The 25,577-nt window shown below is 47.2% G+C and carries 24 protein-coding genes and 1 tRNA gene; 18 read left to right on the top strand and 7 right to left on the bottom strand.

The window, feature by feature from the left end:
• The first annotated feature begins 31 nt into the window (after positions 1-31).
• The 4 genes from VNK96_03875 to VNK96_03860 are packed head-to-tail and all read left to right on the top strand — an operon-like array spanning position 32 to position 2,882.
• Positions 32-463: a metal-dependent transcriptional regulator gene (locus tag VNK96_03875; protein HWP30853.1), complete on the top strand. Its 432-nt coding sequence runs from the start codon at positions 32-34 to the stop codon at positions 461-463.
• Positions 447-728, top strand: a complete 282-nt coding sequence (locus VNK96_03870) for a FeoA family protein (protein HWP30852.1) — start codon at positions 447-449, stop codon at positions 726-728. The genes VNK96_03875 and VNK96_03870 overlap by 17 nt, the downstream gene beginning before the upstream one ends.
• Positions 712-1,464, top strand: a complete 753-nt coding sequence (locus VNK96_03865; GenBank protein HWP30851.1) for a FeoB small GTPase domain-containing protein — start codon at positions 712-714, stop codon at positions 1,462-1,464. The genes VNK96_03870 and VNK96_03865 overlap by 17 nt, the downstream gene beginning before the upstream one ends.
• Positions 1,461-2,882: a nucleoside recognition domain-containing protein gene (locus tag VNK96_03860; protein HWP30850.1), complete on the top strand. Its 1,422-nt coding sequence runs from the start codon at positions 1,461-1,463 to the stop codon at positions 2,880-2,882. Before VNK96_03865 ends, VNK96_03860 begins: the two co-directional genes overlap by 4 nt.
• A gap of 16 nt (positions 2,883-2,898) precedes the next feature.
• On the opposite strand, the gene dxs is transcribed toward VNK96_03860, so the two are convergent.
• The 4 genes from dxs to mtnA all read right to left on the bottom strand — a co-directional run bounded on the left by dxs (position 2,899) and on the right by mtnA (position 7,875).
• The gene (dxs, locus tag VNK96_03855) at positions 2,899-4,803 is read right to left on the bottom strand and encodes a 1-deoxy-D-xylulose-5-phosphate synthase (protein ID HWP30849.1); all 1,905 of its coding nucleotides are present in this window, start codon (positions 4,801-4,803) and stop codon (positions 2,899-2,901) included.
• 28 nt (positions 4,804-4,831) lie between these two features.
• Positions 4,832-6,133, bottom strand: coding sequence for a 3-deoxy-D-manno-octulosonic acid transferase (locus tag VNK96_03850; protein ID HWP30848.1), 1,302 nt, complete (start codon positions 6,131-6,133; stop codon positions 4,832-4,834).
• Positions 6,130-6,789: a lysophospholipid acyltransferase family protein gene (locus VNK96_03845; GenBank protein HWP30847.1), complete on the bottom strand. Its 660-nt coding sequence runs from the start codon at positions 6,787-6,789 to the stop codon at positions 6,130-6,132. The genes VNK96_03850 and VNK96_03845 overlap by 4 nt, the downstream gene beginning before the upstream one ends.
• 114 nt (positions 6,790-6,903) lie before the next feature.
• On the bottom strand, positions 6,904-7,875 hold the full coding sequence (gene mtnA, locus VNK96_03840) for an S-methyl-5-thioribose-1-phosphate isomerase (GenBank protein ID HWP30846.1): 972 nt from the start codon (positions 7,873-7,875) through the stop codon (positions 6,904-6,906).
• 94 nt (positions 7,876-7,969) lie between these two features.
• Between mtnA and VNK96_03835 the strand changes: the two genes are divergently transcribed.
• From VNK96_03835 to VNK96_03805, 7 genes are read left to right on the top strand one after another with little or no spacing between them, the layout of a single operon-like run.
• Entirely contained in the window at positions 7,970-8,209 is a 240-nt protein-coding gene (locus VNK96_03835; GenBank protein HWP30845.1) for a DUF2905 domain-containing protein, read from the top strand.
• A complete protein-coding gene (locus VNK96_03830) occupies positions 8,191-8,919 on the top strand; it encodes an HAD-IA family hydrolase (protein ID HWP30844.1) in 729 nt (242 codons plus the stop codon). The genes VNK96_03835 and VNK96_03830 overlap by 19 nt, the downstream gene beginning before the upstream one ends.
• Entirely contained in the window at positions 8,910-9,932 is a 1,023-nt protein-coding gene (gene queA / locus VNK96_03825; protein ID HWP30843.1) for a tRNA preQ1(34) S-adenosylmethionine ribosyltransferase-isomerase QueA, read from the top strand. Before VNK96_03830 ends, queA begins: the two co-directional genes overlap by 10 nt.
• A gap of 34 nt (positions 9,933-9,966) precedes the next feature.
• On the top strand, positions 9,967-10,662 hold the full coding sequence (locus VNK96_03820; protein ID HWP30842.1) for a helix-turn-helix domain-containing protein: 696 nt from the start codon (positions 9,967-9,969) through the stop codon (positions 10,660-10,662).
• A 3-nt stretch (positions 10,663-10,665) separates the two neighbouring features.
• A complete protein-coding gene (locus tag VNK96_03815) occupies positions 10,666-11,880 on the top strand; it encodes a glycosyltransferase family 4 protein (GenBank protein ID HWP30841.1) in 1,215 nt (404 codons plus the stop codon).
• A complete protein-coding gene (locus VNK96_03810) occupies positions 11,852-12,898 on the top strand; it encodes a deoxyguanosinetriphosphate triphosphohydrolase (protein HWP30840.1) in 1,047 nt (348 codons plus the stop codon). Before VNK96_03815 ends, VNK96_03810 begins: the two co-directional genes overlap by 29 nt.
• Before the next feature lie 9 nt (positions 12,899-12,907).
• Positions 12,908-15,100: a UvrD-helicase domain-containing protein gene (locus tag VNK96_03805; GenBank protein ID HWP30839.1), complete on the top strand. Its 2,193-nt coding sequence runs from the start codon at positions 12,908-12,910 to the stop codon at positions 15,098-15,100.
• Between the two features lie 260 nt (positions 15,101-15,360).
• Here VNK96_03805 and aat read toward each other — a convergent pair whose 3' ends face one another.
• Complete coding sequence (gene aat / locus VNK96_03800) at positions 15,361-15,930, bottom strand: leucyl/phenylalanyl-tRNA--protein transferase (protein ID HWP30838.1); 570 nt, start codon at positions 15,928-15,930, stop codon at positions 15,361-15,363.
• A 306-nt stretch (positions 15,931-16,236) separates the two neighbouring features.
• Between aat and VNK96_03795 the strand changes: the two genes are divergently transcribed.
• The gene (locus tag VNK96_03795; GenBank protein HWP30837.1) at positions 16,237-17,955 is read left to right on the top strand and encodes an Rne/Rng family ribonuclease; all 1,719 of its coding nucleotides are present in this window, start codon (positions 16,237-16,239) and stop codon (positions 17,953-17,955) included.
• Between the two features lie 3 nt (positions 17,956-17,958).
• On the opposite strand, the gene VNK96_03790 is transcribed toward VNK96_03795, so the two are convergent.
• Positions 17,959-18,033 (bottom strand) — tRNA-Lys (locus tag VNK96_03790).
• A 108-nt stretch (positions 18,034-18,141) separates the two neighbouring features.
• Here VNK96_03790 and lpxK point away from each other — a divergent pair.
• The 6 genes from lpxK to VNK96_03760 all read left to right on the top strand — a co-directional run bounded on the left by lpxK (position 18,142) and on the right by VNK96_03760 (position 24,197).
• Positions 18,142-19,146, top strand: a complete 1,005-nt coding sequence (gene lpxK / locus VNK96_03785; GenBank protein HWP30836.1) for a tetraacyldisaccharide 4'-kinase — start codon at positions 18,142-18,144, stop codon at positions 19,144-19,146.
• Positions 19,119-20,048, top strand: a complete 930-nt coding sequence (locus VNK96_03780; GenBank protein HWP30835.1) for a lysophospholipid acyltransferase family protein — start codon at positions 19,119-19,121, stop codon at positions 20,046-20,048. Before lpxK ends, VNK96_03780 begins: the two co-directional genes overlap by 28 nt.
• Complete coding sequence (locus tag VNK96_03775; GenBank protein HWP30834.1) at positions 20,045-21,016, top strand: glycosyltransferase family 9 protein; 972 nt, start codon at positions 20,045-20,047, stop codon at positions 21,014-21,016. The genes VNK96_03780 and VNK96_03775 overlap by 4 nt, the downstream gene beginning before the upstream one ends.
• Positions 21,017-21,087: 71 nt before the next feature.
• Positions 21,088-22,071 carry a glycosyltransferase family 9 protein gene (locus tag VNK96_03770; GenBank protein ID HWP30833.1) on the top strand — a complete coding sequence of 328 codons (984 nt, stop codon included), beginning with the start codon at positions 21,088-21,090 and terminating at the stop codon, positions 22,069-22,071.
• A 148-nt stretch (positions 22,072-22,219) separates the two neighbouring features.
• Positions 22,220-23,206, top strand: a complete 987-nt coding sequence (locus tag VNK96_03765) for a glycosyltransferase family 9 protein (protein HWP30832.1) — start codon at positions 22,220-22,222, stop codon at positions 23,204-23,206.
• Positions 23,207-23,381: 175 nt separating this feature from the next.
• Positions 23,382-24,197: a hypothetical protein gene (locus tag VNK96_03760; protein HWP30831.1), complete on the top strand. Its 816-nt coding sequence runs from the start codon at positions 23,382-23,384 to the stop codon at positions 24,195-24,197.
• An 80-nt stretch (positions 24,198-24,277) separates the two neighbouring features.
• On the opposite strand, the gene VNK96_03755 is transcribed toward VNK96_03760, so the two are convergent.
• Entirely contained in the window at positions 24,278-25,507 is a 1,230-nt protein-coding gene (locus tag VNK96_03755) for a cysteine desulfurase family protein (protein ID HWP30830.1), read from the bottom strand.
• Positions 25,508-25,577 lie beyond the last annotated feature (70 nt).

The raw sequence follows: 25,577 nt of genomic DNA, 5'->3' as shown, positions 1-25,577 counted from the left end.
AAATTTTTCAACCTAGGTTAATATTTAACGCGTGACCTCAGCAATTCAAGACTACGTAAAGGCGATCTACACCTTGAGCCGAACCGGAGAAAGGGCAAACACCAAGCATCTGGCAGAGGTCTTGGGAAACACACAGGCGGCTGTGAGCAAGATGCTCAGGTTTCTCAAGGCAAAAGGCTGGGTCGAGCACACCCCCTACTACGGTGCTCGCCTAACCCCTGCCGGTGAGGAGTTAGCACTCGAAATGATCCGACATCATCGGCTCCTCGAACGGTATTTGACCGAGCATTTGGGCTTCACTCCTGACGAAGTTCATGCTCAGGCGGAGATTCTCGAGCACCACATCACGGAAGAATTCGAGGACCGTATCGCCGAACTTTTAGGGCACCCCACCACCTGCCCTCATGGCAAGCCGATTCCCCCGAAACCTACCAAGGAGGTTCGAAATGCCAGCGATACATAGCGAGACAATCTTATCGCAGTTATCGTCAGGGGAGCGTGCCGTGATTCTCGAGGTACGTGTCGATGGCGCAGCAAGAAGGAGACTCTTAGACCTCGGCTTTATTCCGGGCGCTGAAGTAGAAGTAGTCATGCTGAGCCCGTGGGGCGACCCCACTGCTTATCGGATAAAGGGTTCGCAGGTCGCGCTTCGGGAGGAAGATGCTTCGAAGATTTTCGTTAAGCGAATAGGTTCTGGGATAGGAAGAAAAGATGACGAAGAGAATTGAAGAATTCGGCTTGAAGCTGAACGGTTTCGATTTTCTCGTCGGCTTGGCGGGAAATCCGAACACCGGCAAAAGCACTCTTTTCAACGCGCTAACTGGTTTAAGGCAGCACACCGGCAACTGGCCCGGAAAGACAGTTACGCGCGCGGAAGGTTCATTTCGTTTCAAAGAAAAGAAGTTCAAATTAGTGGATTTGCCGGGGACCTACTCCCTTTATGCACCCACGGAACACGAAGCGATTGTTCGAGACTTTCTGTTGTACGGAGCACCGGACGCTACCATCGTGGTCATGGATGCTACGAACATCGAAAGAAATCTCAACCTGACTTTGCAGATTTTAGAAATTACGGGAAAGGTAGTAATTGCATTGAATTTAGTAGACGAGGCAGAGCGTAAGGGAATCGAAGTGAATCATCAACAACTCTCGAAAGATTTGAGCATCCCTGTAGTCCCTTGCATTGCGACTCGTAAAAAAGGCTTGGAAGAATTAGCAGACGCCGTTTACAAAATCGCTTCGAAAGAAATAATAACGAAGCCTCGCCCCCCCAAAATCAGCGAGGAACTGAAATCGGCAGTCGAACAACTTTTGCCATTCGTACGAGAGGCTCTTCCAGGAATTTCGAATCCGGAATGGATTGCGTTGAGGCTTTTGGATAGTGACGCGAAATTAGATGAAGAATTGGCGAACGGACGACTCGCATTGTTAACGAAATCACTTACGAAGGAGGCTCGCTCATGAGCGCTCCTACTTTCGCTCAGAACAATCCAAAACTCGCGAGTTTGTTGGAGCGCGCTAAAGAAATGCGCGAACAATGGGGGGACAAAGTTCGTGATGCGAGTGTCACGGAAATTTATTCCGAAGCCTCTCTCATTGCATCGCGTGCAGTTAAGCGAACGCGAAAAATTGCGACGAACTGGGACGAGAAAATAGACCGAATCCTGACGAGCAAAATATGGGGCTTTCCCGTAATGCTATTACTTTTGATGGGGGTGTTTTGGGTAACGATAAAAGGTGCGAATTACCCTTCTCAGATGATTGCAACAGGGTTATTTTGGCTCGAAGATCAACTCGAATTTCTGTTTACGAGTATTGGTTCTCCAACTTGGTTCACCGGATTTTTCGTGCACGGTGTTTATCGCGGTCTCGCATGGGTCATTTCGGTCATGCTCCCCCCCATGGCGATTTTCTTCCCGATTTTCACCCTTTTGGAGGATTTAGGTTATTTACCGCGAGTGGCTTTCAATGTGGATCGAGTTTTCAAACGCGCAGGGGCTCATGGCAAACAGGCTCTTTCTATGGCGATGGGTTTCGGTTGTAATGCAGCAGGAGTGATTTCCACACGCATCATTGATTCTCCGCGAGAAAGACTCATTGCCATCATCACGAACAACTTTATGCCATGCAACGGGAGATGGCCCACGTTGATTATGTTGGCTACGATTTTCGTTGCAGCTGCATTTCCTGCCGGAATCGCATCTATCGCTGCAGCGTCTTCCTTAGTCGCACTCACGCTTTTCGGGATAGCCGTTACTCTTTTGGTTTCTTGGTTTTTATCGCGCAGTGTATTGAAAGGGCATGTTTCGAATTTCACTTTGGAATTACCGCCCTATAGAAAGCCTCGAATTCTTCAGATTCTTTACACTTCGATGATCGATAGAACGATATTCGTTCTTTGGCGAGCTATTATCATGGCTGCGCCATGCGGAGGCTTGGCTTGGATTTTAGGGAATGTTTACGCCGGTGATCAAAGTTTGATGGCTCACATCGCCGGTGCATTAGACCCACTCGGGAAAGCAATCGGTTTGGATGGAATCATTTTGTTAGCCTATATCATCGCGATTCCTGCTAATGAAATCGTCGTTCCTACGATTTTGATGGGATACATGAATATGGATAGGATGGTAGAAGTGGAAAACATGGAACAGTTGCGTCACCTATTAGTCGTTGACCAAGGTTGGACAATCGTAACTGCGATTTCGCTGATGCTTTTTTCCCTTTTGCATAACCCTTGCTCTACGACAATCCTCACGATTTATAAAGAAACAAAAAGTATAAAATGGACTGCCATCGCCACTTTATTGCCGCTTGCGCTTGCTTTCCTCGTCTGTTTCATCGTGGCACAGACGGCGCGATTGCTATTCGGCATCGGTTCGTAGGAGCGATAGCGAGTGTTTAAGTAAATCGAATCACATTCGAAGAAATTTTCTTTTTCGAATAATCCAACAACCCTTTCGCGTTTCGAACGGCATTCTCCACCGTCAAACCCACCTCTTCCGCTAACTCTTTTTGTGAACCGTGTTCGACAAATCTATCGGGAAGAGCCATCACAATTACAGGAATATCCGCAAGATGATGCAATTGTAAAAGGCGAACGACTGCTTCTCCGAACCCCCCCGTAGCCACGTTTTCTTCCGCAACGACCAACCTTTTCGTTTTTTTAGCAAGCGAGAGAATTGCGTTTTCGTCGAGTGGCTTGGCAAAACGTGCATTCAACACTTCCGCTTCGATGTTTTCTTCTGCGAGTGCGCAAGCGGCTCGATAACACATTGCGACCGTCGTTCCGATTCCGATGAGACCGACATCCGAACCCCTGCGCAACGTCTCAGCGACACCGAATTCGATAGGAGTTCTGCTCTCCGGAAGAATCGAATCCGAAGAACCTCTCGGATATCTCACGGCAATAGGTCCTTTTCCGTAGTTCATTGCAAATCGAATCATCTCATCGAGTTCGTTCGTGTCTCTCGGTGCGAGAATAACCAAATTCGGAATGAGCGAAAGATAACTGATGTCGAACGCTCCGTGGTGAGTCGCACCATCCGCCCCGACTAAGCCAGCACGATCGAGGAACAAACGTACAGGCAAATTCTGAATCGCCACATCGTGCAAAACTTGGTCGAAAGCGCGCTGGAGAAAAGTGGAATAAATCGCGCAAGCAGGCTTGAGCCCCCCCGCAGCCAAACCGGCAGCGAAAGTTACTGCATGTTGCTCTGCAATCCCTACATCATAAAATTGATTCGGAAGTTCCTTTGCGAATTTTGCGAGTCCAGTGCCATCCGGCATCGCTGCGGTGATAGCGACGATGGTCGGGTCCTTTTTTGCAAGTTCCAAAATGGTGTCTCCGAAAACTTGCGTATAGGTGGGAGGTCCCGAACTCTTCGGCATTTCACAAGCATCCGGGTCGAAAGGAATAACACCATGCCATTTGCGAGCATCTTGTTCTGCAACTTCGTATCCTTTTCCTTTCACGGTGATGCAATGCGCGAAAATAGGACCTTTCAATTCCCTCAAATTCGCAAACACGTCCAACATCACATCCAAGTTATGACCATCTATGGGTCCGAAATAATGAAAGCCGAGTTCCTCGAAAATCGCACCCGCATCCTCGGGAGCGAAATAGTGCGTAACACCGTGTCGTAATCCTGCCGCCGCGCGTTGAATCGGCTTGGGAAGTCTTTCCACCATGCGTTTTGCAATTTCTTCCGCATTGGTAAACCATGGCCGGCTGCGAAGTTTCGCAAAATGGTGAGTAAGAACACCCACGTTTTCCGCTATGGACATCTTATTATCATTGAGAACTACACAAATATCCGTTTCCAAAAGCGCGGCATTATTCAACGCTTCCCAACTCATCCCCCCCGTAAGAGCGGCGTCTCCGACGATGGCAACGACTTTTTCGTCCGTTCCTTTTTTGTCCCTTGCCACGGCATAGCCGAGTGCCGCAGAGAGCGCAGTGCACGCATGCCCTGCACCCCAATGGTCGTATTCGCTTTCTGACATTCGAAGAAAACCGCTCAGCCCCCCGTATTGTCTCAGCGTTCCGAATTTCGATAATCGCCCTGTTAGCATCTTATGAGGATAAGCCTGATGACCCGTATCCCAACAGACTATATCGGGAGGAAGGCGAAAGGTGGCATATAAGGCTACGGTCAGTTCAACGGTTCCTAAATTGCTGGCGAAATGCCCCCCCGTTCTGCAAACGTTTTCGACGAGGGCGCGCCGTATTTCCGTGCAAATTTCATGCAATTGTTGCCGAGTGAGTTTGTGTAAATCCAATGGTTTCGTTATAGTTTCAAGCAAAGGGAAACTGTTGTGTTCTTGCATATCGCTATCCTGCGTCCTTCGATGCTCCTACAGTCGGATAATTCGGTTCGATTTCTTTATGATACACACTCACCAATTCCGCAATTGCAAGAGCGTATCTTTTAGCAGCGTTTCGATGCCGTTCGACCAACGCTTTCCCCTGAGAGCCCATATCCTCCCGAAGTTTTGCATCATCGAGAAGAGTTTCGACAATTTCCCGTAGTTCACGCGAAGTATGGGCGACTTTCAAAGCCCCAGCTTCCATTCCTTCTTCGAATGCTTCCCTAAAATTATCCATATGCGGACCACACACAACAGGGCACCCTGCTGCCATGGGCTGGATGATATTTTGACCACCCAGTTTATCGAAACCTCCTCCGATAATTGCAAGGTCGGCTTGCCAATAGGTAGATGCAAGTTCACCGAAAGTATCCAAAACCAAAAATTGCGCTTCGTTTTCGCCCCGCGAACGCCTTCCCGTTCGAAATCCCATTTTCTGCGCTTTATTCAAAATTTCTTCCGCTCTTTCGATATGACGAGGAGCGAAAAGAATGCGTGCTTCGATACCGCGCAATGCCTCCAAAACGAAATCCTCTTCGTATTCTCCTCTCACGCTCCCGACTACGATCCATCTCTCCGAAGGGCTTAGATGGATTTCTTTTCGCCAATCTCTTTTAGTTTCTATCCTCGATGCCTCGTCATATTTGGAGTTTCCGAGAACCCGTATGTTTTTCCCCCCCAGTTTGCTAAATCTTTCTGCGTCTCCTTCTGTCTGTACGAAGCAAGCATCTATGTACGAAAACACACTTCTATAATAGAACGAAATGCGCGAGGCTTTGCGAAAACTTTTTTCTGACATTCTTCCGTTTGCAATACATACCTTAGCCAGAAATTTTTTCGCAGCCCAAACGAAGTTGAGCCACAATTCCGTTTCCATAATCACGACCACGGAAGGAGATACACTCGCCATCGCACGTTTGCAAGCACTCGGCAGATCTAAAGGAAAATAAAATAAATAATCCGCCTCCATTCCCAACAAGGACCGTGCAACTCCATAACCCGTGCTCGTCGTGCACGTTACGACGATTCGAACGTCTGGGAGCAACGCTCGCAGTTCTTTCAAAATCGGTTTCGCCGCCATCACCTCTCCCACACTAACAGCATGAAGCCATATCCGTTTGCGCGTATCGTCAGGAGAAATCGAATAATTGCCCCACCTTTCCGACCAATTCGGCTGCTGTTGTCGCTTTCGGGTGCGATACACCATCCAAACTAGCCAAACTGGCGAAAGAACGATCATCAAAATATTGTAAAAGATGCGTATCATGAATAACCCAACGCCGTTTCTGCTTGTTTCTGTAAGTCATTCAATTCGCTTTCTAACTTTTCAGCCAGTTCCGAAAGCCCTTCCTCTCCGAGATGATCAGAGACAGATATCGGATTGCCGATGATAATAATTCCTTTACTGAACGGATAGGGGATCATGTAACTATCCCAACTGGAAAGAATTTTGCGCGGTCTTGCTGAAGAGGCCGCAGGGAAGATGAGAGCATTTCCTTTTTGCGCGAGCCATAAAATCCCTCTCTGCACGCGTTGCGAAGGACCACGAGGTCCATCCGGTGTCCACACGAAAGTATTGTTCTCTCTTAATAACTTCGCACACTCCACCGCTGCCCTTGCCCCCCCTCGACCGGTGCTTCCTCGCACGGTTTTGAAACCGAAACGCCGAAATATCCCGTATTGCATCTCTCCGTCTCTGGAATGGCTGATTAAAGTGTAATAACCTCGATTCCGAAAATATATCGCCGCCAAAAATGTGCGTCCGTGCCATCCGGCGATGATTTTTCCCCCCGCATATTCTTTTAACTTTTCCTCTCCTATAACACGGATTCTCATCGTAAGACCTATGATTCTCGCCAACCAGTGTATAAGAACGCCGTAAAGCCTCGGTTGATTCCTACTCCACCACTCTCCAAGCGACATTTTTTTACGCAATTCCTTTTTTACCGGAGTTTTTTCGAAGGAAGACTCTTTGGAGTTCAGCGTTTTCACTTTAATTTGCTAAAAAAGTTTTTTCAGATTATTCTGAAATCGTTTTCATACACCTTGTGTGGAATAGACATGCCGAAAATCATAGGGATGACTGTAAATCCCGTTTTCGGTAACGATGTGAGAAATGAGATGCGCTGGAGTTACATCGAATGCAGGGTTCCATACGTTTCCTTTTATTTTCGAGGAATGCAAAATATTCATAACTTCTTCTACTCCTCGCTCTTCGATAGGAATCTCGTCTCCGGAATGCTTTCGGGAATCAATCGTCGAAGATGGCGCCGCCACGACGAAAGGGATATTATGATACGAAGCCTGAATTGCAAGAGCATACGTCCCTATTTTATTCGCTGTGTCTCCATTCGCTGCGATACAGTCCGCTCCTGTGACGATTAACTCTGCGCTTTTAGTTTTCATATAGTATGCAGCCGCTCCATCGGTGATAATGCGAAAAGGTATTTCGTCTTTTTGCAATTCCCATGCGGTGAGTTTCGCGCCTTGTAATCTTGGACGAGTCTCCAAAACAATCGCTTCGTTCAACATGCCCATCCGAAATGCAGTGCGTATCACACCCAAAGCAGTTCCTATCCCAGCCGTTGCCAAACTTCCTGTATTGCAAAGTGTCATGATGTTTCCGCGATTTTTCAGTAACGTAACACCGTGTTTTCCGATTTTCTCGTTTCTCTCGCGCTCCTCTCGATGGATTTTTTGTGCCTCTTCGAGGAAGTCGCTCGAATTTATCGTTCTTTCTAAAGCGAATGCCAAGTTCACTCCAGTCGGGCGAGTTTTCGATAACTCTTCGTATGCAAATTTTACGTTTTCGCCTTGTCGTTGCGCTAATGCGAGCCCGTAAGCTGCGGCAATTCCGATAAGAGGAGCACCTCGCACCGCCATGTTGCGAATCGCTTCGGCTACATCCTTCCAAGTTTTACATTCCAACCAAACCTCCTCTTCGGGAAGGAAGCGCTGGTCGAGCACGAAAAGGGAATTCCCCTCCCATCGGACGGGTTGAAGTTCCATATCCTTGAAGGATACCGCTTAGAACCGATAGAGAATCTCCCAGATTATCGTAAAAACTTGCTCTTTTATCCCTTTTCTGCCATACTCGAAAATCATGGACGAACTTGCCGTATTCGCGAAGTTCATGATTTTTATAGGTTTGAGCTTGGCTGGTTTCGGGCTTCTTTTGTGGCTCGCCTCGAAGGGAAGTGGGTTTCGAATCGGAAGATTGCCAGGCGATATTTTGATTCAAAAAGACGGATTCACTTTCTACTTTCCTATTGTAACGATGATTCTTTTGAGCATCGTGTTAACTTTGGTGCTTTGGTTTATCGCATGGCTGAGAAGAGGATAAAGTTAATTACATTCGATGCTGCAGGAACTCTCATCGAGAGTCGTTGGGAACCTGCAGAGTTGATTTTGCGTGCTGCAGAAGAGCATGGAATTCTTTTAGACAAAGAAATTGCAAAACGAAATTTCGAAAAAATCCATTCCCTAAAAAGAGCGGAGCATGAAGAAGTAGAACTCCGCAAAGATCCTGCGGAAATTCGAGCTTTTTGGCAGGGGGAAATTGCAGAATGGTTAGTATCCATCGGTCAAGACCCGACGCTATCTCGCGAATTATACGAATGGCTCACAAGAAACATTTTTTCAACCGATGGGATGGTTTTTCGATTGTATTCGGATGTCGTTCCTACACTGCGACAGTTGCGAAAATCGAATTTTAAACTCGGAGTGCTCAGCAATTGGGATAGTTCACTGCATAAGATTATCGATAATCTCGAGTTACGAAAATACTTCGATTTCGTCATTCCCTCTTTAGAAATCGGCATCGAAAAACCGAATGAGGGAATTTTTCGAGAAGCATTGCATCGAGCAAATGTCGCGCCGAGCGAAGCGCTCCATATCGGCGATTCCTTCGAAGACGATTACTTAGGGGCAAAGGACGCAGGTTGGAATGCGCGTTTGATTATTAGAAATGGTGAACGGCCGCATTTTCTCGTAGAAGACAAACCGCTCCAATCTCTACTCGAAGTCACGCAAGTGGTGGGAATATGCGTATAAGCGAGTTCGATTATACGTTGCCAAGAGAAGCCATAGCGCAATCGCCTTTAGAACCTCGCGATAACGCAAAGATGCTCGTTGTTCATCCTAATACCGGAGTAATCGAGCATCGTTTGTTTTACGAACTTCCTAATTATCTCGAAGAAGGAGATCTTTTGATTCTCAACGATACGCGAGTTACTGCGCTGCGACTTTACGGACGGAAAACTACGGGGGGGAAAGTGGAAGTATTGCTTCTCAGGGAAACGGGTGATGGGCTGTTCGAATCCATCGTACGACCGGCTAAAAGGTTGCAACTCGGAACATGCATCGAATTCTCGAATGGAATTCGTGCAACAGTCCATTCGATTTTAGATGACGGAATGCGCGTTCTGCAATTCTCCCCCCCAGTTTCTTATGAAGAACTGAAAAGTTTCGGTAAAGTTCCTTTGCCACCCTATGTGTTTTTCGATTTGGAAGATTCCGAACGCTACCAAACGATTTATTCCCGAAAACCGGGAAGCGCCGCTGCGCCAACAGCGGGCTTGCACTTTACACCGAGAGTTTTAGAAGCGCTCGAAGAAAAAGGCGTTCAGCAAGCGACCATCACACTGGATATCGGTATCGACACTTTTCGCCCTGTCCGAACCGACGATGTTTGCGACCATAAAATGCATGGGGAGCGATACGAGATTCCCGAAGAAACATCGCGTAAAATAGAGAACTGCCGCGGTCGTATCTTCGCAGTAGGAACGACTTCCGTTCGTGCGGTAGAATCAGCCGCAATAAAGAAAAGAAAAATAAAATCAGGAGAAGGAGTAACAGAGCTTATGATTACACCGGGCTATTCTTTCAAAATCGTGGATGGACTCATTACGAATTTTCACATGCCGAGAACGACTATGCTTCTTTTAGTCGCGGCATTCTGCGGTAAAGAACTTCTTATGAAAGCCTATCATGAGGCACTTAGACTCGAATATCGTTTTTTGAGTTTCGGAGACAGCATGCTTATTCTCCCGAAAAATAACATCTAACATAATAGCAACATCTAAAACGGAGGTAATGACTATGCCAAAAAAATTCGATGACCCGATTGAATATATCGAGAATGCGTTCCTCGATATCACGAAAGAAGAAGACCAAAAAACTTTTTTCACGCAATTAGAAGAAAACCTTCCGGAAGATATCACCACTCTGCCGAAAATTTTGAGAGAACCTACTGAAGAACAAACTCCCAAAAAGGAGAATTTGTTTCAAAAAGAAGAACAGCGGCATTCTGAAACCATCGCCGTGCAACTCGAGCCAGCCCCTTCCATTGCGGAAAAAATTACAGAAAAAATTTCGCCACCACCCGCTCCTCAAAAGAAACCATCAGCAGAAAAAAAAGGGCAAATGCAAGCTCCACGACCTCGCAAGCGAAGAACGCCCGTGGAATCCGTACCTATTTCCTCCGACCTCGAAAAAATTATTCAGCAAGCGCCGAAAAATCTCAAATTTCTTTCTCAACTTTTCGATGATAACATCACACAAAAGTATTATTCGACGCGATTCAAAGAATCCCGCGAAGAACTAATTCGCAATTTAATTGACCCCGAACTCACTTTAGAAGAAACCGCGCGCCTATTAGGTGTTTGCCCTGCCACCGTAAGGCGGTATACGAACCGGAATTGGCTGAAGCATCACCGAACGGCGGGAAATCAAAGAAGGTTCCGACTATCTGGAATCGTAGAATTCGTAGAAAAACATGGCAGACATCCGGAGTGAGCCTTGCGAATTGCAATATTCTCCGACAGTTTTTCACCGATCATCAACGGGGTATCGGTAAGCATCGAAGGGCTTATCGAGGAACTGCGGAAAATAGGGCATTCCGTCCACGTGTTTACCTCTTCCTATCCCAACTACACTGAAAAAGACCCGAATGTCATTCGATTCCGTTCCATCGTTACACGCTATGCAAAATCCTATCCCCTCGCGATTCCTCCTTTCTCCCCTTTCAAAAAAGAATTCCTTCACTTTCGATTCGACATCGTGCATACGCACACGCCATTCACGGTGGGGCTCATCGGAAAAAGTTGGGCAAAGCAATCGCAAATACCGCTCGTAAGCACATATCACACTTTATACGAAGAATATGCCCACTACGTGCCTTTCGTTCCGAAGCGTGTCGTAAAATTCGTAATTGCGCGCATCACGAATTCATATTACAACCAATGTGCGCATATCATCGTTCCAAGTGAAATCGCAAAAGAAAATCTACTCAAACATAAAGTTATCAAACCGATCTCGATTATTCCGACAGGAAACCCCGCACCCAGAAAAATACCTCGAGAAGAAGCACGCACGGAAATCGGAGCGAAGGGCGATGCGAAACTTTTACTCTACGTCGGCCGTCTCGCTCCAGAAAAAAATCTCATTCTTCTATTCCGAGCGTTAAAGAGAATTCTTGCGGAGAGGAAAGACGTGCAATTGTGGCTCGTGGGAGACGGTCCAGACATGGAAAATTGCAAGAGAACGGTGCGCCAAATCGGAATCGGCGATTACGTCGTTTTCACCGGTGCAGTCCCGCGTTCGAAAGTTGATAACTATTATGCAGCAGCCGATGTTTTCGTTTTCCCGAGCACGACGGAAACACAAGGATTAGTTATCGGCGAAGCGCTTTCTTACGCGCTTCCTGTGGTCGCCGTAAAAGGAGGGGGGGCAAGCGTTATGCTCGAAAACGGAGAAACCGGCTTCGCTGTAGATAATGAGTCCCATGAGTTTGCGAATTCTGTTCTTATGCTTCTCTCCAATCCTGCCCTTTGGGGACGAATTTCAACGAATGCCCGAAAATCCTCGCGACGATGGACATTCCGTGATATGGCTGAGAGCGTTCTCGAAGTTTACGAAAACGTGCTCTCGACTCGTGAAAGAATTTCCCCCCCATTTCCGAAAGAGGATTCATGGAGCACAATCCATGCCCACACAGATACGCGAGAGAACTGAAGCACTCGAAAGGGAATTACTTTCTCCCTACGCAAAACTCGCATGCGCTTCAGCGGGACGCGCTCGTGAAGAAAAACCCGACCCTGTTCGCACATGCTTTCAACAAGACAGGGACAGAATTTTGCATTGCAAATCTTTCCGTAGATTGAAACACAAAACGCAAGTTTTTATAGATCCGTCGGGAGACCATTATCGTACGCGCCTTACACACACTTTGGAAGTCGCGCAAATCGCGCGAACGATTGCACGAGCCTTACGAATCAATGAAGACCTTACAGAAGCAATTGCATTGGGCCATGATGTGGGACACCCACCCTTCGGGCATGCGGGTGAAGAGGCACTCGACGAAGCAATAAGGGAATTCGAACCCGCGAAAACATTCAAGCATTACGAACAAAGCGTTCGCGTACTTACAGTTTTAGAAAAAGATGGCAAAGGATTGAATTTGACATATGAAACGATCGAAGGAATCCGAGCACACAGCAAAGGGCATTTGGATTTATCGCCGGATACTTCGGAAAGTCCTTTTTTAGAAGCCGCCGTGGTACGCATAGCCGACCGCATCGCCTATCTCAACCACGACTTGGATGACGCTTTGCGTGCAGGAATGCTTCGTTGGAGCGACGTGCCGGACGAGATTCAAAAGATGGGAGAACCCCAGGGCCAACGCATCGGTTATATGGTTACCGACCTTATCGAAAACAGTTTCGGAAAACCCGTAATCTCCTTTAGCGACAAAGTTCTTGCGAATGTAAATGCAATGAAAGATTTTCTATTCGAACGGGTATACTTAGAATATCCGAAACGATATCCCGACATCCAAAAAGCGAAACATTTGACGCGAACTCTTTTTCATTATTATTTATCCGATTCTTCTCGCCTGCCGGAAGGTTTTTCCGGGTTTCAAGGGGCGATTGATTACGTCGCAGGAATGACGGACCGATTTGCAATACAAACGTATATCAAACTTTTCGTTCCTGTCTCATGGGGAATCGGAACGGAAAAAGAAAGCGATTAAATCCCATCTATGACTTTAGGCGAACTCAAAGAAAGGCTCAACGAAAAACAATACGAAGCGGTAACACATCCTGGAGGTCCGCTCTTGGTTTTCGCTGGGGCAGGAAGTGGCAAAACACGTGTCATTACCTACCGCGTCGCTTGGCTTATTCAACAAGGAATCCCTCCGCATCGAATCTTAGCCGTCACTTTTACGAACAAAGCCGCTGAAGAAATGCGCACGAGAGTGGAAGAACTCGTAGGAGAACGAGCGAAAGGGATATGGATGGGCACATTTCATCGCATCTGCGGACGCATATTGCGACAATACGGTCATTCCATCGGTCTCGAACGCAACTTCGTTATTTATGATGAAAGCGACCAGATCTCTTTAATACGGGGGATTCTAAAACAGCAAAACTGGGATGAAAAATCTATAACTCCGAGAAACATTCTAAACGAAATTAGTCGCGCTAAGGAAAGATTAATCTCACCCGAAAGATTTTCAGCCCTTGCGACAGGCTTCATCGAGCGAATTGCAGCCGAAATCTATCCCCTCTATCAAGAACAACTCCGAAAAAACAAAGCCCTCGATTTCGACGATATGATTTATTACACCGTTCGTCTTTTGAAAGAACGGGAAGAGATCCGAAAAGAACTCCAAGAGCGTTTCCTGCACGTCTTAGTGGATGAATTTCAAGACGTAAACCTATCTCAATACGAGTTAGTCAAAATCCTTTGCGGAAAACACAAAAATATTCTCATTGTAGGAGATGACGATCAATCCATCTATGCTTGGAGAGGAGCGGATGTTTCGCTGATATTGAAATTCTCCAACGAATACGAAAACGCGAAGATTCTTATGCTCGAGCAAAATTATCGCTCAACGCAAAGAATCTTGCAATCCGCGAACGAAGTCATCAAATCGAATCGCAAACGCGCACCGAAAAAACTATGGACAGAAAACGAGCCAGGTCCGCCCATCACCATTACAGAAGTCGGCACCGAACAAGACGAAGCGATGCTCGTAGCCGATACCATTTTGCAAGGAGTACACACAGGAAAAAGACGCTTCAGCGATTTCGCGGTTCTTTATCGAACGAACGCACAAAGCCGAGTCCTCGAAGAAACTTTCCTCATGATGCGCATCCCCCACCTCCTGATTGGAGGTCAGCGGTTCTACGAGCGCAAAGAAATCAAAGACATGGTCGCATACCTCCGCGTCGTAGCAAATCCATACGATGACATTAGTCTTAAAAGAGTCATCAACGTCCCCATGCGAGGAATCGGCGAAAATACCATACAAAAAATCGAATCGAAAGCGGCAGGAAAACCCTTATGGACGGTAATTACCGATAACGAATTCCTCCTTCTCCTGCAACCGAGAATTCGACATGCCATTTCACAATTCGTAAAAATCATCGAACATGCCGCCCCCTTGGTGGAAAAGGGTTTCACGGAACCTATTTTGCGCACACTTTTGCAAACAACTGGATATTTAGATGCTTTGCGTTCGGAAAATACAGAAGAAGCACAAAGCCGTTTAGAAAACTTACAAGAATTAGTCAACGTCGCCGCACAACATGACGCAAATGCAGATGAACCGGGCTTGCATTCTTTCTTACATGAAATTTCTCTTCTTACCGATGCGGACGAAATTAAACAAGGCGCAGAGGCTGTCACGTTGATGACGGTTCATACGGCTAAAGGGCTCGAATTTCCTGTAGTCTTCATCGTCGGATTGGAAGAAGGAATCTTTCCACACGCGCGTTCGATGGACACAGATTCAGAACTCGAAGAAGAACGACGACTTTGTTACGTCGCAATGACACGCGCGCGAGAAGAATTGCATTTACTTCATGCTGCACGTCGCAGTACTTACGGACAACCGAGTTTCAACGCACCAAGCCGCTTTCTGGCTTCTATTCCGAGAGAATGTGTATCTTCGCTTCGCGAACCGATTCCTTCGATTCTGCAAGACCGTCGTCCTTCTCGCGAATGGGCAATGATGAGTACCGATTCAACCGCCTCGCGTCCGCTGCGCGGTCCGGAATGGACGGCTCCTTTCCAAGTCGGTCAGCAAGTGAGACATCCGAAATTCGGAGTGGGCATCGTGATTTCCTGCATTCCCGTAAAAGACGATTGCGAAGTAACCGTCTCATTTCCAGGCGTGATCGGAGTAAAGCGACTCATGCAGAATATCGCGAAATTAGAACCTGGATAAAAACCAGTACAAAAAAAGCCTCAACAGCAGGAGCTGTTGAGGCATATAAATATCGCGAAATTAGAACCTGGATAAAAACTAGTACAAAAAAGCCTCAACAGCAGTGGCTGTTGAGGCATAAAAACTCAGTTCTTAGTGTTTCAAACGCAAGAGTATAAAGCGGTTCCCTTTGCGAAGAAGGGAAAATCTTTAAGGAGGGGCTTAAAGAAAATTGTGTGTTCTTTCTTTTCCCTAATCGGCATAGAAAATAAAACCAAAGTTTACGAAACGGCGCTTTTATCGAGTGCAGAGTGCAAGCGCTGTAAATACTCTTCATGGGAAATTTCTTTAGCACCCAAAAAAAGAAGATGCGGAGTTACGAATTGAGCATCAACGAGTTCCACCCCTTCTCGTGTCAATTTCTCGATGAGTTTCCACAACGCGACCTTTCCGGCATCCGTCATCGTATGAAACATAGATTCCGCCATAAACGCGTTTCCTAAGCGCACTCCATAAACGCCCCCCACGAGTTTTTCCTCCCACCATACTTCCGCGGAATGCGCCTTCCCATCCCGAAACAACTCGCCATACACTCGAAAGAAATCCTCGGTAATCCATGTCCCCTCTTCACGATTCGCACAGCACCGCATCACCTCCTCGAAGGCCATGTCGAATGTAATCCGATACTTCTTCGCCGAGCGGCGAAGAGAACGTGTTACTCGAAATTCACCGGGGAAGAAAACCGCCCTCTTTCGCGGTTGGTACCAACCTATCGTGCCATCCTCCAATCCCATCGGGAAGCATCCTTCACGATAAGCCACTTCCACCATCCAAGGCTCGAGCCATGCCATGACATTATTATAAGAAATTGGGTATACTAAAATATCCTCCATCGGGGGCGGGTGAAAGCGATTCTCTCGGTTTTGCGGAAATCCGGGAGAAAGACAAGAAAAGAATTTGTAAAGTCGAATTGTAAAAAATGGCAAGCATGCAAAATAAAGCGAGAGAACTCGAAATATTAATAAACTCGACAAACGAAAACACGCCTCGAATTCATCGAAAATAAATTTACAATACACGCACTACACGAACCCGATGGAATCCCTACGAGCGGCTTCAGCCGTTTACAGAAGAATATAACCATAAAGGGTTTATTTATGAACAAAGAAATCATCGTTAATGTCACTCCGAGAGAAACTCGAATTGCAGTATTAGAAGACGGCCAATTGATGGAGTTGCGAGTCGAAAGGGAGGAACGTATTGTCGGAAGTATCCATAAAGGAATCGTTCAAAACGTTCTGCCTGGAATGGATGCCGCATTCGTAGACATCGGTATGGAGCGCAACGCTTTTTTGTATGTTGCAGACATCTTGCAAGAAGAAGAGACGAACGGCGAAAGCCCCGCCAGCATCAAGCGCTCCGAATTGCGAAGACGGCAAATTAAAGACTTATTGAAACCAGGGCAAGAAATCATGGTGCAAGTTATAAAAGGACCACGTGGCGCTAAAGGCGCACGGGTTTCGAGCCGCATCGCATTGCCAGGACGATATGTCGTTCTTCTGCCCACTGCCTCCCTCGTCAGCGTAAGCCGAAAAATCGAAAACCGTCAAGAAAGGGAACGTTTGCGACGCATCGGAGAAAAACTTCGACCGGAAGGCTTCGGATTAATCATCCGCACAGAATGCGAACAAAAAACGGAAAGGGAACTCAAAAGCGATGTGCAATTTTTGCTCGCAACGTGGCGACAAATAGAAGAAAACGCAAAACGTATGCGCGCCCCCGCTTGTGTCTATCGAGATTTGACACTTTTGTATCGAACGGTTCGTGACATTCTTTCTGAAGACGTTACTCGCTGCATTATCGACGACCCGGATGAATTCGAAAGAGTCCACGCAATCGTCAGCATCGTAAATCCGGATTTAAAAAATCGTATTTTCCTTTACGACGGAAACGTTCCCATTTTCGATTACTATGGAATCGAAAAAGATTTAGAAAAACTCCTCAAACCGAAAGTGTGGCTGAAAAGCGGAGCCTATCTCGTGATTGACGAAATGGAAGCGATTACGGCAATTGACGTAAATACAGGAAAACACGTCGGAACGACGAGCCTTGCCGATACGATTCTTCGAGCAAACATGGAAGCAGCGGAAGAGGTTGCCAGACAACTTCGACTGAGAGACATCGGTGGAATCATCGTAGTGGATTTCATTGACATGACGAATCCGGCAGACCGAAAACAACTCCTGCAGCATTTTCAAAACCTATTGAAACGCGATAGAGCGAGAACACGTATCGGAAGAATCAGCAGCCTCGGTCTAGTTGAACTAACACGCAAACGCACCGACCTTTCGATTACACAAGCATTGAGTTCCGCTTGCCCCACCTGCGGAGGACGCGGAAGAATTCCCAGCAGCGAAACCGTCTCTTTGTGGGTCGAACGTGATTTGCGTCGTAGACTCGAAGAACCTGGAAACGCTTTCTATGTCGAGTGCAGTCCCGCTGTATGTGAAGCATTAATCGGCACGGATGGAGAAAACATCGAAGAATTAGAACATCTCCTTCGACGGGGTATCTACGTGCGCGCAAATCCCACTTTGCAATACGATGAATATGAAATCCACTCCGGGACTATAGAATCTTTCGAAAAAAGTCTTTTGCCTTACCGCCGTGCCCAAGTCGTCGAATGCAACGTCCGTCCGAGCACCCTACCATCGAATCCCAAACCTGTCGGATGGACCGATTCGGGATACTATGTCGAACTCTCCGATGCAGATGCTTATGTCGGGCAACGTGTCAAGGTATGCCTCGAGGATGTACGCCGCTCCTTCGCCTTCGGAAGTGTGATCCTTCCTGGCGTCGCTCGAGAGTTGGTCTAATCATGGTGAGCCGGGTGGGTATCGAACCCACGACCTACGGCTTAAAAGGCCGTTGCTCTACCACTGAGCTACCGGCTCGGATTTTGCGCCATGTTCTACCCTATTTCGAAGAACTTTAATAAACAATTCGAACAGACGTATGAATCCAAACGTTCTTTTTAGCACTTCGAATAAACGATTATCGCGATGAATTGGGAACGAATTTTTTATCCGAATACAACGACTGAAAAAGTTGTTTCCAATGCGCTCCTTCCCTTATCTTGGATATATGCTGCCGGATGGAAGACGTACGAAAAACTCTATCAATTTCGCATTTTACATCCGAAAAGATTTTCGATTGCTATTCTTTGTGTCGGAAGTTTAGAAGCAGGCGGCTCGGGGAAAACGCCGATGACCATCGCACTCGCTAAAATTTTGCAAAAAGAAGGATCTCGAGTTGCCGTGAGTTGCAGTGGTTATAAAAGTTCCTTTGCAAAGGGTGCGAACACAGCGCCATTTACTAAAAACCTCGACCCAGAAAAATATGGAGACGAAGCGAGCCTTATTCGCAGAAAACTTCCCGAAGTGGGATTGATTGTCGGAAGCGACCGTGTGCGTGCAGCTGAACTCGCAGAAACACTCGATTACCGAATTCTAATTCTCGATGATGGCTTTCAGCATCTGCGCTTGCATAGAAATATCAATCTTCTCATGTGGACTGAATCTACGAAGAAATCGAGGTGTTTGCCGGCAGGTCCTCTGCGTGAGCCGATTTCTGGAATTCATCGTGCCGACGCTTTGATTGTCCCGGAAAACTGTTCCCACGGCTTCGATGGCATAAACAAAACGACCTTCACATTCGAAAAACGATTTCCCGCAGTGCGCAATCTATCGACGAACGAAATTATCGAAGTGAATTGGCTGAAAGACAGAAATGTCAACGCTGCATGCGCCATCGGGAAGCCAACGCAGTTCTTCGAAACCTTAGAGGCGTTAGGCGCACACGTCGAAAGGAAAATCGTTCGAGGCGATCATGCGTGGCTCGAGACGCTGACGGAAAGCACACTGCCCTATGTCGTCACGGAAAAGGACGCGGTTAAACTCGAAAAACATCATCTTCCCCGTTGCGGAGTTTACGCTCTCGAAATGGAAATGAAATTTAATGATGAGGAAAACTTAACGAAGTGGCTCAGGGAAAGAATAAACCTCTAAAAAGACACTGGTATAAAAAAATCGCCGGGTTATTTATTGCAGGGGCGAGCCGATTGGTTCTTAGGCTCCCTGAGGGAATAGCGGAAGGCTTCGGTTCTTCGATAGGCAAATTGGCTTACTTCTTTTCAAAGAAATATAGAACTCGTGCCATCGAAAATCTGCGAATGTGCTTTCCGGAATGGGACGAAAACAAAGTAAAACGAACCGCGCGAGCCGTCTTCGAACATTTCGGTCGAACCGCTGCTCGTTTCTTTCGCTCTTATAAAATGCCCCCCCATGAAATCTTGAACACGATTGTTGCCGAAGAAGGCCTGGATGCACTCGAACAAGCCAAAGCATTGCAAAAAGGGCTCATCATCGTTACTGCGCATTTCGGCAACTGGGAACGTGCAGCACAATACATGAACGCGAAAGGATACAAAATCAACACCGTTGCCCGAGACGCGGATGACGAACTAACCGGAGAAATCGTCAATCGAGCGAGACGCGAACAAGGTACAGAGGTTTATTCCAGGGGTTCTGCCGCTAAAGACTTGCTGCGAGCCCTCTCGCGCAACGAGGCTGTGGCGATTCTCGTAGACCAAAACGCCAATGATGTGTTCGTCCCCTTCTTCGGTTTCCCCGCTGGAACCGTGGCGGGTCCTGCAGTTTTGCACCTAAGAACCGGTGCTCCTATCCTCATCGGCTTTTGCTTAGAAAATGGAAAAGGTCAGTATAGGGTAAGTTTTGTACGCCCGACTTTTCCACCTGCGACCGGAAACCAAGAAGAAGACATTCGAACGATCATGACCGTCATTAACAAAGTCCTCGAAGATAAAATTCGCGAACATCCCGAACAATGGCTTTGGATGCATGATCGGTGGCGTTCTGCAAGAAAGTTGGGGCTACTCGAAACGAAGTGAATAAACGCGTTTTAATTATCCGCTGGAACAACTTAGGCGACGTGGTTATGGCGTTGCCTACAGCAGCAACGGTAAGAGCGAGCCAACCTAATGTAACTTTGGGATGGTTCGTGGATGCGCGATTTCGAGAACTCGTACAGGATAATCCCCACATAGACACAGTATTCGCCTTCGATAGAGGACGCTTCCGCGGACGCGAACTCGACCCATTTTCTTGGAGACTCTATTGGAAAAATTTAATGCAACCCAGAAGATTCAACCCGGATGTCGTGATTTGTCTGCGTGGACATTTGCGGGAAACGATATCCGTCGCCTTTTCGGGAGCAAAAGAGCGCTACACTCTCCAGCCTCGAGGAATGCTCGCAACACTTCTGGGGGGGAAAGCCGTTCACCCTGAAAAAGATCGCCATGTCGTTGAAAGATTTCTCGACGTCGTGGAAGCGGCAGGCTTTTCCAAACGAATCTATGACTTTTATTTGCCCATCTCTCCGGAAGATTCTAAATTCGTAGATTCTCGTCTCGGCTCGGGGGGGTGGGTAACGCTTCATTTGGGAAGTGGCGACCCGAAAAAAGTTTGGCCCCCCGAGAGATACGCCATCGTCGCAGAAAGACTGCGAGCGGAGGGCTTGCGCGTTGTGCTCTTAGGAGGTCCAGGCGAAGAACCCTTGCGAGACCGCTTTTTGCATTTTACAAAAGCGGAGGATTTCGTGGGAAGGACGACCTTACTGCAACTCGCTGAGACCATCCGCCGAAGTCGCTTGCATATCAGCAACGATTCTGGATCTGCACACATCGCTGCAGCACTCGGCGTCCCGTGCGTAACGATTTTTGGTAGAAAAAGGGCATGCGTCTATCACCCGTTTCGACAACCCGAAGCAGTCATTGAAGCGGGGGGGAACGTTTTGGCAGTGCAACCCGAAGAGGTAGTCGAAAAATGTTTCGAGAGACTCGAACTTGCTCCCGTGTAAGGAAACTGTCGAAGTGAAATACGAAATGAAATACGAAGGACATCACAAAGAACAAAACTAAGGAATCGAAGATGGCAAGCCAACGTGTTCTTTTGATGCGATGGAATTGGATAGGTGATATCATTCTCGCCTATCCTGCTGCAGCGACCATCAAAGAAAGCAATCCCGATGTCGAACTAGCATGGTTCGTGGATACGAGATTTCGTGAACTCGTGGATGGTCACAAACGCGTAGACAAAGTCTTCACCTTCGACCGCAAACGCTTCAAGGGCAGAGAATGGAACCCATTTTTATGGCGCGCGCTGATACGAGAATATCTCAAAGCGCGTTCGTTCCGACCCGATGTCGTTATTAATCTGCAACCGAGCGACCGCATCGCATTCGCTGCATGGTTATCGAAAGGCAAAAAACTCGTAACGCTCGACCCAAAAAGACCCATTGTCCGTTTTCTTGCAGGTCATTCCGTCTATTCTCGACCGAATCAACACGCTGTCGAAGCGAATCTGGATGCAGTTTCTGCAGCGGGCTTCACGAAACGCACCTACGAATTTGCAATACCCATTCGTGAAGAACACCGCAAATTCGTTGACGAAAATATCGGCCATGGAGGCTGGATCACTGTTCATCTCGGAACGCGCAACGTTCGAAAACAATGGCCCCCCGAAAGGTTTGCACAAGTCGCGCAACATCTCGCAGCAGAAGGATTTCGCATTGTATTGGTCGGAGGTCCTGGCGAAGAAGAATTGCGAAACCGTTTCCTCAAAATAGCAAATGCGGAAGACTGGGTCGGAAAAACGAACTTAATGCAACTTAGTGAAATCATTCGCCGTAGTAGAATCCATCTTAGTAACGACACAGCCTCTGCTCACATTGCCGCTGTCTTCGAAGTGCCTTGTGTAACCGTATTCGGATATATGTCACCTGCAGTATTTCATCCTTATTTACAACCCGATGCAGTAATCGATTCCGGTGGCGATATTTTGGGAGTTCGCGTGGAAACCGTATTGGAACGATGTTTAGACAGAATCGGAGCGAAAGTAACTGCCCGACAGTAATCCGTTTATTCGTTTGGCTTGCGATGCAGAAAAATGATAAACTCTCTATAAAAGTTTTCCATGCCTCGCAGGAAAAAAAGTTTTTATGGTTACATAATAATTTTTATGTAGTTGAATAAGTCATAATCTCTTCGGAATACGCGTAATTATGAAAATCCTCTTCGTCAGACTCTCCGCTATGGGTGATATCGTTCACGCTATGCCGACCGCGATGGCGATAAAAAAAGCGCTCCCCGATGCGCAATTGGATTGGGTCGTGCAAACGAATTTTGCGGATTTGTTGTTGAATCATCCTGCGGTGGATAACATCATCTCTTTCCGAAGGCGTTCGCCAATTTCAGAATGGTGGCGCCTTCGCGAGAAAACTCGAAAGGAAAAATACGACATCGCTCTCGACATGCAAGGTCTATTGAAAAGCGCGGTAGTCGTTTTCTTGAGCGGTGCGCCCGTAAAATTAGGTTACTATCATCAAAGAGAATACACGTGGCTTTTCAGTAAAGCCATAAGACCCCCCCAAGACGCACTTCATGTCATCGAGCATTACCTCGTCGTTGCAGAAGCGATTACGAATCGTAAAGCGGATGTGGAATTCGGATTACGACCACAACCGGACGCAATTACTAGCGTGAAAGAAAAGATCTCCGAATTATTAGGTGAAAAACTTCTCGCAATCAATTTAGGGGCAGGAAAAACATTCAAATGTTGGCCGATTCCGCACTTTGCAAAACTCGTGAATCGTGCGGAGAAAAACGGTTGGCGATGTGTGATTGTAGGTTCCTCTCATGAGCAAGTCCTTTATGAGGAATTGTGTAAAGAGCTTCAATATCGTCCCTTCAGTATGGTGGGGAAAACGTCTGTCGGCGAACTCGTTGCATTGATTTCGTTAGTAGATGCGCATGTCGGTGTAGATACGGGCTCGATTCACATTGCTGCAGCACTCGGCACTCCTGTCGTCTGTATCATGGGACCCACAGACCCTCGAAGAAGCGGACCGTATCCATTGCAAAACTCACGCTCTGCAATTTTATATAAAGGACCAGATGGGATCTCTCAAATCACACCGGAAGAAGTTTTCGAGAAGGTAGAGCAAATTATCGAAATCACCGATGAACGCACAGAAATTCGAAAATTGTAATTTACGAAAAACCATAACGGCTTGGACAACATTACTGAAATACAAAACACTGGACGCCGAGGATATTCGGGAAACGATTCGGTAGACTGAAATCTGAATGCGGTTTTTTCCTTTCAAAAAAAAGCCACAGCGAACTCCCCTCCGAATCAACCGCAATTTCTATCTCTCGGTTCTCATGGGTCAGGGCGTCTTTCCGCCTCTTCTTCAATGGCTGAATCCTGCAGGTAGCAACAACGCAGTCCAAGGGTTAGGCGCACCCCTTTTCGAAGGAGCTTCTAAGGATATCTTGAACCAACCCGTCACCACAGGAAGTTATGTACTAACTACTACAAATAAACTAACTGTGCTCCAAGCCACTATAACCACGAAGGAAAATGTCAATTTCACACTTCCACAAACTCCCGAGGAGCGTCTCAAGACCAACCTGACTCCCGAAAAACTCTCGCGCGCAGAGAAAATGCAGGCGATTTGCACTTTGGTATTCAAGGGATACGATCCAGATGTGTACCCTTCTGTCCAATTTATGCTTGCCTGCGCCAAGCGATTGGCGGAACTCACGGATGGCATTATCGCCGACCCACTTGCGGAAACCTATCGGATGCCCGACGAGTTCCTTTTGCCTCAACGACTCGACCCGAGAATAGATTTTCGAGAGGTCTGCTCCGTAAAAGCCTATTCTCTTTCAGATGGAATCTGGGTGAGCACCCGTGGCTTAATCAAATTCGACCAGCCAGAATTCGAAATGTACGGCATCCCACGAAACTTGGAGGACGTGGCAGTGCGAATGTTGATTTCCGCTGGTCAGCAGGTGCTTATCGGCATTCCGATGATGCCTAATCAAACTGCATTTTCGACCGTTTCTCCACTCGAAATCGTTCCCGGGACGAGGCAAAAAGAGTTTTGGGGTGACCGCCCCGTTCTCGAATTTCGCGACGTCGGAGGCTCAGGCGCTGCGAAAGGAGTCGAGGCTTGGGCACGAGAAACAGGATGATTCACTTCGTGCCTAAACGTGCTCCAATGATGAAAGACTTGTAGGAGCGCCGTAAGGCGCGAAAATTTTTAATGCGCTTTTTAATTTTTGATCCTCAAAACCCTTCCCACCGAATCAACGAGTGCCGAAACGCCTTGGTGAATATCCTCCTCGGTGTTATCTTTTCCGAAAGAAAAACGAAGCGCTTCCCTCGCTTCCTTTTCGGAAAAACCGAGAGCAAGCATAACGTGAGAAGGTTCTAAACTACCGCTGCTGCATGCCGCACCGCTGCTTGCGGCGATACCTGCTTGGTCTAAATTAATCAAAACCGCTTCTGCGTTCGCTCCCGGAATGCGAAAATGAGCATGACCGGGAAGAACACGCGAGCCTTCTTTTAGATAGGGAAGCGTCCAAAGAGGTTTTATTCTGTTCTCGACAACAGGGGGGGGATTTTGCGATGTCTCTTTCGAAACCGCCTCAGGAAGCGACAACGATTCGAATTTCTCCTCTGCCTCGACGATAAAACGATTTCGCAAATTCGCTATCCTTTGCGCTCTTTCTGTATCCTTCGACGCCAATTCCACAGCCTTCGCAAATCCTACGATGCCTGCTACGTTCTCCGTTCCTGCACGCATTTCTCGCTCTTGTCCCCCCCCTACGATGAGCGGTTTCGGTTTCACTCCCGCTCTAACATACAACGCTCCGACACCTTTTGGTCCATAGATTTTATGAGATGCAACCCATAGCAAATCGGCATGAAACTTTTCTACATCTACCGGAATCAACCCGAAGGACTGCACAGCGTCGCACGCATAAAAAGCGCCATATCGCCTGCAAATCTCACCAACACGCGATGCATCGTAAATCGCACCCGTTTCGTTATTCGCATGCATCACAGCTACCAAAAGCACATCCTCTTTCATCATCTTTTCGAAAGCATCGAAATCTATTCCGAAAAGTGTTGCAGGAATGATTTCGACACGATAACCGAAAGATTCCAAAATTTCTTTCGTGTCTAAAACGCAAACGTGCTCCGTCGAACCGAAAAGAATTCTGTTGCGACTTTTTCCTCGATATGCGAGCGCTGTCCCCACAATCGCCGCATTCGCCGCTTCCGTTCCAGAGGAGGTAAACACGATTTCGCCCGGTAACGCGCGGATTGCAGATGCGACTTGCTCACGAGCCTCGTCAATCGCCATTCGCGCTTTTCTTCCCCCTTCGTAAAGGCTGCTCGGATTGTGAAAATTCTCCGTCAACCATGGGAGCATCGCCTCGAAAACCATCGGGTCGAGAGGCGTAGTCGCAGCATGGTCGAGATAAACCTTTCGCACGGAATTTATTTTGACGGATTGGTATCCGTAAAGACCGAAACTCTCGTGGGCTGTTTTTAGATTAGCGAAA

This window comes from Fimbriimonadales bacterium, assembly GCA_035559795.1.
GTDB lineage: Bacteria > Armatimonadota > Fimbriimonadia > Fimbriimonadales > ATM1 > DATMAR01.
Note: the sequence above shows the minus strand (reverse complement) of the source record. Positions and strands in the feature narration are given on the sequence as shown.